The sequence below is a fragment of the Aeromonas sp. FDAARGOS 1419 genome (genome assembly GCF_019047045.1).
GTDB lineage: Bacteria > Pseudomonadota > Gammaproteobacteria > Enterobacterales > Aeromonadaceae > Aeromonas > Aeromonas veronii.
This window is the reverse complement of sequence record NZ_CP077209.1, coordinates 4,385,729-4,392,750: the sequence shown is the minus strand read 5'-3', so window position 1 is coordinate 4,392,750 and position 7,022 is coordinate 4,385,729. Positions and strand designations below refer to the sequence as shown.

Annotated in this window: 7 protein-coding genes; 3 read left to right on the top strand and 4 right to left on the bottom strand. The window is 59.5% G+C overall.

The window, feature by feature from the left end:
* Nucleotides 1-110: 110 nt before the first annotated feature.
* Both I6L49_RS20155 and I6L49_RS20150 read right to left on the bottom strand, forming a co-directional pair.
* Nucleotides 111-1,772 (bottom strand): putative transporter, encoded by a 1,662-nt coding sequence (locus I6L49_RS20155; protein WP_216950236.1) that lies wholly within the window; start codon nt 1,770-1,772, stop codon nt 111-113.
* Between the two features lie 127 nt (nt 1,773-1,899).
* Complete coding sequence (locus I6L49_RS20150) at nt 1,900-2,535, bottom strand: hemolysin III family protein (RefSeq protein ID WP_216950235.1); 636 nt, start codon at nt 2,533-2,535, stop codon at nt 1,900-1,902.
* A 175-nt stretch (nt 2,536-2,710) separates the two neighbouring features.
* Between I6L49_RS20150 and I6L49_RS20145 the strand changes: the two genes are divergently transcribed.
* The 3 genes from I6L49_RS20145 to I6L49_RS20135 all read left to right on the top strand — a co-directional run bounded on the left by I6L49_RS20145 (nt 2,711) and on the right by I6L49_RS20135 (nt 5,209).
* Nucleotides 2,711-4,234 carry an aminotransferase class V-fold PLP-dependent enzyme gene (locus I6L49_RS20145; protein ID WP_216950234.1) on the top strand — a complete coding sequence of 508 codons (1,524 nt, stop codon included), beginning with the start codon at nt 2,711-2,713 and terminating at the stop codon, nt 4,232-4,234.
* A gap of 90 nt (nt 4,235-4,324) precedes the next feature.
* Nucleotides 4,325-4,888 (top strand): septation protein A, encoded by a 564-nt coding sequence (locus tag I6L49_RS20140; RefSeq protein ID WP_042080054.1) that lies wholly within the window; start codon nt 4,325-4,327, stop codon nt 4,886-4,888.
* Nucleotides 4,889-4,912: 24 nt separating this feature from the next.
* On the top strand, nt 4,913-5,209 hold the full coding sequence (locus tag I6L49_RS20135; protein ID WP_033112808.1) for a YciI family protein: 297 nt from the start codon (nt 4,913-4,915) through the stop codon (nt 5,207-5,209).
* Nucleotides 5,210-5,288: 79 nt separating this feature from the next.
* Here the strand turns inward: I6L49_RS20135 and cysQ are convergent, their stop codons facing one another.
* Together cysQ and pdxJ are read right to left on the bottom strand one after the other, a co-directional pair.
* Nucleotides 5,289-6,044, bottom strand: coding sequence for a 3'(2'),5'-bisphosphate nucleotidase CysQ (gene cysQ, locus I6L49_RS20130; RefSeq protein ID WP_216951688.1), 756 nt, complete (start codon nt 6,042-6,044; stop codon nt 5,289-5,291).
* Nucleotides 6,045-6,258: 214 nt separating this feature from the next.
* Nucleotides 6,259-6,996, bottom strand: a complete 738-nt coding sequence (pdxJ, locus tag I6L49_RS20125; RefSeq protein WP_005335389.1) for a pyridoxine 5'-phosphate synthase — start codon at nt 6,994-6,996, stop codon at nt 6,259-6,261.
* Between the last annotated feature and the right edge of the window lie 26 nt (nt 6,997-7,022).

Here is a 7,022-nt window from a genome sequence, read left to right as displayed (position 1 = left end):
AGACAGAAGTGTGTAAAACGAGGTTGCGAGAGTGGCAAAAACCTAAATTATCAATAGATTACAGAGTAATGACAGGAGCATGACAAAGCATGCTCCCGTCAGGATTAACCCTAGGCTCCCGCCCAGAGGATGATAGCCAGCAGCTGTGGCGAGATGATCCGCAGGAACATCACCAGCGGGTAGACAGTGGCGTATGAGAGCGCACTGGCACCACTGGTCGGGTGCATAGCGTTGGCAAAGGCCAGCGCAGGAGGATCAGTCATGGAGCCGGCCAGTAAGCCGCACAGGGTCAGATAGTTCATCTTGCCGTAGAGGCGCGCCAGCACACCGACCACCAGCAGCGGGATCAGGGTAATCGCCATACCGTAGAGCATCCAGGCCGGGCCATCACCGTTGATCAGGGTATCGACGAAGCCGGCACCGGACTTGAATCCGACCACCGCCAGAAACAGTACGATGCCGATCTCCCGCAGCGCCAGGTTGGCACTGGGGGGCATGAACCAGTAAAGCTTGCCGATGCTGCCGATCCGCGACAGGATCAGCGCCACCACCAACGGCCCGCCCGCCAGACCCAGCTTGAGGGCGGCCGGGAAACCGGGCAGGTAGAAGGGGATGGAGCCGAGCAATACGCCAAGGCCAATCCCGATAAATACCGGCAACATCTGCACCTGCTGCAGTTTTTGCTGCACGTTGCCGACCACATTGGTCACCGCTTCGATGGCGTCGAGGCGCCCCACCAGGTTGAGGATGTCACCAAACTGCAGGCTGGTCTGGCTGGTCGGCACCAGTTCGATACCGGCACGGTTGAGGCGCGAGATCACCACGTCATAGCGCTGTTTGATGTCCAGATCGCGGATCTTCTTGCCAAGAACCTGCTCGTTGGTCACCACAACCCGCTCGACGCGCAGATCGGTGCCCCGGGTCGAGAGCGAGGTCTCCACCTCCTCCCCCAGCACCAGCAACACCTTGTGCAGCGCGTGACGCTCACCGACCAGGTGCAGCAAGTCACCCAGTTCGATACGGGATTCCGGCCGTGGCACCATCAGCTCGTCGCCACGCTTGAGCCGTGAACAGATGACATCCGACTCGTCGAGACTCGGGATCTCGCTCAGCATCAGGCCGTGCATATTGGGGTTGCGCACCGCGATGTTGATGGTCTGCAAGCTCTCCTTGATTTTACCGGTTTGTAGCTCGAACTGGGCGGCTTCATCGTCGATCTTGATGCGAAAGAAGACCCTGACCAGCCACATGGTGAGCAAAATGCCACAGATACCAAACGGATAGGCAACCGCATAGCCCATCCCCATCAAACCGGTAGAACCGGGCGCAGCGCCCAGCTCGGCCAGGATCTGCTGGCCCGCACCGAGAGATGGCGTATTGGTGACGGCACCGGAGAAGACCCCCAGAATGACCGGCAACGGCACATCGAAAAATTGATGCAAGCCAGCGGCCACCACGCAGCCAAGGATGACCAGTAAAGCGGCAAAGGCGTTGAGTTTGAGACCCGAGCTGCGCAATGACGAGAAGAAACCCGGCCCGACCTGGATGCCGATGGTATAGACAAACAGGATCAGGCCAAATTCTTGAATAAAGTGAAGCGTTTGTGCATCCAGCGCGAGATCGGAGGCGCCTGCAAAGTGACCTACTATGATGCCGCCGAACAGCACCCCCCCTATTCCCAAGCCAACGCCATAGACTCGCCAGTTTCCCAGCCAGAGTCCTAGCACTGCCACCAGCGACAACATGCTGATGGAAAGCGCGATTTCACTCATTTCGTGCATCCTTTGCGAATTGAACTGGCCCTAGCTTGTCAGCAAACGCTGATGCCAACTGTGTGATACCGCACGAATTTATCCTTTTACGCGCTAAAAATACCAATTAAGGGCTAGTTGCAAGACGTTAGGCGACGTAGCCGTAAATGGCCATAAAGTGACAAACGCTGCCACCCAGCACAAAGAGATGCCAGATGGCATGGTTATAGGGGATCTGCTTGGCCACATAGAAGATGACCCCGAGACTGTAGATAAGGCCGCCGAGCCCGAGCAGCAGCAGCCCCTCACCGGCCAGATGGATATAGAGCTGATAGATAACCACCAGCGACAGCCAGCCCAGCATCAGATAGGTAAACAGCGACAACTTCTTGAAGCGGTTGATAAACACCAGCTTGAACACCACGCCAGCCAGCGCCAGGGCCCAGATCACCACCATCAAGGCCTTCGCCAGCGGCGTGTCGAGTGCAACCAGCAGGAAGGGAGTATAAGTACCGGCGATCAGCAGATAGATGGCACAGTGATCAAACACCTTGCACCAGCGTCTGGCCCGCCCTTCAGCCATGCTGTGGTAGAGGGTCGAGGCAAGATAGAGTAGCACCAGACTGCCGCCATAAAGGCTGTAGCTCACCAGCGCCTGTGTACCCTGACCCCATCCCTTGATGAGCAACAGCACCAGCCCGACAATCCCCAGCAACAATCCCGCACCGTGACTCAGCCGGTTTGCCAGCTCCTCCCGGGGGGAGTAATCCATCACACCACTCATAACATCGACTCCACAATAACTGTGGCTCACTCTACCCAGCGCCATTTCGGAGTACAAGTGTTCGCTTAAAAAATGGAGTGGCTGTCACCTGCCAACCTTTGGTGTATGCTCTGCCGCCGATGCCCGACAGAAGCGGCATAAACACCTACCCCGGTGACCTGGTCTGGAGAACCTGATGAAGTTGACTGAGCTGTTTGCACAAGCGGATCCCGCCTTTGGCGAGGCGATGAGCACCTTGCTGGAGACCTTCCACCACTCCGACGACAGTCAGGCCCCCTACCAGCGCGACCTGTTCACCCACCAGCTCGATCAATCCCGCATGCCTGCAGTCGGCCAACCTATCGAGGAGTATCTGGCGCGGCTGGCTACTCTGGTGCCTGGCGCCTCGCACCTCACCTCGCCACGCTACATGGGCCACATGACGGCGCCACTGCCGGCCTATACCGCCGAGCTGTCGCGCCTGCTGGTGATGCTGAACCAGAATCCGATGAAGATGGAGTCCTCCCGCCTGCTCAGCTTTCTGGAGCGGGAGGTGCTGGCCAAGCTGCACCGCCTCATCTATGGCAGGGACGATGCCTTCTACGGCGAGCAGATGCATGCCAAGGATGCCGCTCTCGGCGTCATGACCAGCGGCGGTACCATCGCCAACGTCACCGCCCTCTGGCTGGCCCGCAACCGCGCCTGCGGCGACAACCTGTTCGCCCTCTATGAGCAGGGCTATCGCGGCGCCGTCATTCTGGGTTCCCGGCTGATGCACTACTCCTTCGACAAGGGGATGGATCTGCTGGGACTGGGCGCCCGCAGTGTCTGGCGCCTTGAGACTGACGAACAGAACCGGCTCAGTCTGGCTGCGCTGGAGCAGGCGCTGCTCCAGTGCAAGGAACAGAAATTGAAAGTGCTGGCATTGGTCGGCGTGGCGGGCAGTACCGACTTTGGCTCCATCGACCCCCTGCCGGAGCTGGCGACCATCGCCGAGCGCGAGCAGATCCACTTCCACGTGGATGCCGCCTGGGGAGGCCCGACCCTCTTCTCCCCCCGCTATCAAAACCTGCTGGCCGGGATCGAGCGCGCAGATACCGTCACGCTGGATGGTCACAAGCAACTGCTGGTGCCGCTCGGTACCGGCATGCTGCTCTGCCGTCAGCCCGACCTGATGATGGCGGTCAAGCGAGAGGCGCCCTACGCCATCCGTGCCACCTCGTTCGATCAGGGTCGCTTTACCCTGGAGGGCACCCGCCCGGCCAATGCCCTCTATCTGGACGCCGCCTTCCAGCTCTTCGGCCAGCAAGGCTATGCCGAGCTTATCGAAGCCAACTACGACCGGGCCCGGCTGATGGCCGAGCTCATCACCAGCAATCCCGCCTTCGAGCTGATGTCTGCTCCGGTGATGAACCTGCTCTCCTATCGCTGCATCCCACCCCATCTGCAGGGCAAGGTGCTGGATGAGACGGCCAATGCGCAGATCAACGACTTCAACGTGTCCCTGCAAAAAGCCCAGCGGGCCGAGGGGCACAGCTTTGTCTCCCGCACCCAACGAGCGGTGGTACGCTACGGTGCCCAACCGCTCACCCTGCTGCGCGCCGTGCTGCTCAACCCTCTGATTGAAGAGCGCCATATCCGCGACCTGCTGGCCGATCAGCAGCGACTCGGGATCTCCATTGCACGCCAACTGTTTGGCGACAGCGCGGAACCGGCGTAAAAATGAGCGGTCTTATTCATTTGCCGTTGTCCGCCATGCAGGTAGACTGGGCGAAATTTGCAGGCCATCTTTGAGGACTAGGCGCCAGACATGAAGCAATTTATTGAATTTATTCCACTTATCGTTTTCTTCGCGGTCTACAAGTTCTACGACATCTACATGGCTACCGGCGCACTGGTAGTGGTCACCGGTCTGCAGCTCGCCTATAGCTGGATCCGCTATCGCAAAGTCGAGAAGATGCAGCTCTTTACCTTCCTGCTGGTCGGCTTCTTCGGCGGCCTCACAGTTTTCTTCCACGATGACACCTTCATCAAGTGGAAAGTGACTGTCATCAACGTGCTGTTCGCACTGGGTCTGCTCATCAGCCGCTACGGCTTTGGCAAGAATCTGATCAAACAGATGCTGGCCAAGGAGCTGCAGGCACCCGATAAGGTCTGGGACACAGTCAATCTCGGCTGGGTCGGCTTCTTTACCGTCTGTGGCCTGCTCAACCTCTACGTGGCGTTCAACCTGCCGCAAGAGATGTGGGTCAACTTCAAGGTGTTCGGTCTGCTGGGGATGACGCTGGTCTTTACCCTGCTGAGCGGCGTCTATCTCTATCGCCATATCCCTGCCGATCAGTTGTCCCAGCAAAAAGACGAACCCAAAAAATAACCCTCATCAGAAAAGGATTGTCTCATGTGGTATCTCATCTACTCCGAAGATGTTCAGGGCAGCCTGCCGCTGCGCAAGCAGGTTCGCCCCGCCCATCTGGCTCGCCTGCAAGCCCTGCAGGATGAGGGTCGGCTGCTGACAGCCGGCCCCAACCCGGCCATCGATGCCGAGGATCCGGCCGATGCCGGCTTTACCGGCAGCACCGTCATCGCCGAGTTTGCCTCGCAGGCGGACGCCCAGGCCTGGGCCGATGCCGATCCCTATGTGGCAGCTGGCGTCTATGCCAAAGTGACCATCAAGCCGTTCAAGAAGGTCTTCTGACCCAAAGCGAATAGCGAAATAAAAAAGGCCGGACTGGAAGTTTACTCCAGTCCGGCCTTTGTGCATCCCGGTATCAGCCTCACGCCCTGGCGACAAACCAGGGGTTGAGGATGTCGGACTTGTTATAGCGTAGCGGCGAGCCATCGAGTTGGGTGACGCTGCCCCCCGCCCCCTCCAACACCGCTTGCGCCGCACCGGTATCCCACTCGCAGGTGGGGGCGAGGCGCGGATAGAGCTCAGCGCCCCCCTCGGCAATGATGCAGAACTTCAGCGAACTGCCCATAGAGACCAGCTCGATTTCCCCAAAGGGAGCCAAGAAATCGAGGGTCTCCTGCGACAGGTGGTTGCGACTGCCCACCACCCGCCACGCTTCTCCTTCACGATGAGGCCGGGTCTGGATGGACTCGCGCTTGCCATCGGCGATGCGCCAGGCGCCTACTCCTTTGCCGCCATACCAGAGCTTGTCCAGCACCGGCGCATAAACCAGCCCCCAGCGCGGCGCCCCCTCTTCAATCAGTGCGATATTGACGGTGAACTCGCCGTTGCGGGAGACAAACTCCTTGGTGCCATCGAGGGGATCCACCAGCCAGTAGCGTGACCAGCCGTGGCGCGCCGCCATCACCTCGGGCCCCGACTCCTCGGACAATACAGGGATGTCGGGTGTCAGCCGTGCCAACGCCTGAACGATCACCTCATGAGCCCCCTTGTCAGCCGCGGTCAGCGGACTCTCGTCGCTCTTGTACTCCACCGCGAAGGGCTGGCTGTAGATGGCCATAATGGCCGCCCCCGCCGCGCGGGCGACAGGTTCAAGTTCGGTGATATCGGGGTGGTGCAGGGGGTGATCCATAACAATCTCGTCCAACTCACAGGGTCAACCAGTGTAACCCTTTTGACATCAACTGCTTATAGCCGATTGTGCTGGGTTATTACAGCTCTATAGCCGCCAACCCATTGCCCTCACTTGAACAACACCTGAAATAACAAAGGACGCCGTGGCGTCCCTTGTTATTTCTAGCGGCCGGTCTCAGGCCGCGGGCCTATTTTGCAACTCAGATCCCCTGACGGGCTTCCTGCATCAGCAGACGCATATCGCTCACGGCCTTGGCCAGACCGTCGAAGGCGGCACGGCCAATGATGGCGTGGCCGATGTTGAGCTCATAGAGCTCGGGGATGGCGGCGATGGCCTTGACGTTGTGGTAGTGCAGACCGTGGCCGGCATTGACCTTGAGCCCCTTGCCAGCGGCATAGGAGGCACCGGCGGCGATGCGCTTGAACTCGGCGTTGCGCTCGGCATCTGTGGTGGCATCGGCATAACGGCCGGTATGGATCTCGATAAAGGGGGCGCCACTCTCGGCAGCCGCATCGATCTGGATGGGATCGGCGTCGATAAAGAGGGATACCTGGGCACCCACAGCAGAGAGGCGGGCAACGGCGTCAGTCACCTTGTCCAGCTGACCGGCCACGTCCAGACCGCCCTCGGTGGTCACTTCGGTGCGCTTCTCCGGCACCAGACAGACGAAGTGGGGCTTGATGCGGCAGGCGATGCCGATCATCTCTTCGGTCACCGCCATCTCCAGGTTCATTCTGGTCTGGATAGTCTGGCGCAGGATCTCCACATCGCGGTCGGTGATGTGGCGGCGATCTTCACGCAGATGCACGGTAATGCCATCGGCCCCGGCCTGCTCGGCCACGAACGCGGCCTGTACCGGATCCGGATACTGGGTGCCACGGGCGTTGCGCAGGGTGGCGATATGGTCGATGTTCACACCCAGATAGATTTCACTCATTGAGAACTCCTTGAAAGGCTTCATCT

Coding starts and splice junctions, on each gene's coding strand:
- I6L49_RS20155 (WP_216950236.1), bottom strand. CDS start 1,772: ATGAGTGAAATCGCGCTTTCCATCAGCATGTTGTCGCTGGTGGCAGTG.
- I6L49_RS20150 (WP_216950235.1), bottom strand. CDS start 2,535: ATGAGTGGTGTGATGGATTACTCCCCCCGGGAGGAGCTGGCAAACCGG.
- I6L49_RS20145 (WP_216950234.1), top strand. CDS start 2,711: ATGAAGTTGACTGAGCTGTTTGCACAAGCGGATCCCGCCTTTGGCGAG.
- I6L49_RS20140 (WP_042080054.1), top strand. CDS start 4,325: ATGAAGCAATTTATTGAATTTATTCCACTTATCGTTTTCTTCGCGGTC.
- I6L49_RS20135 (WP_033112808.1), top strand. CDS start 4,913: ATGTGGTATCTCATCTACTCCGAAGATGTTCAGGGCAGCCTGCCGCTG.
- pdxJ (WP_005335389.1), bottom strand. CDS start 6,996: ATGAGTGAAATCTATCTGGGTGTGAACATCGACCATATCGCCACCCTG.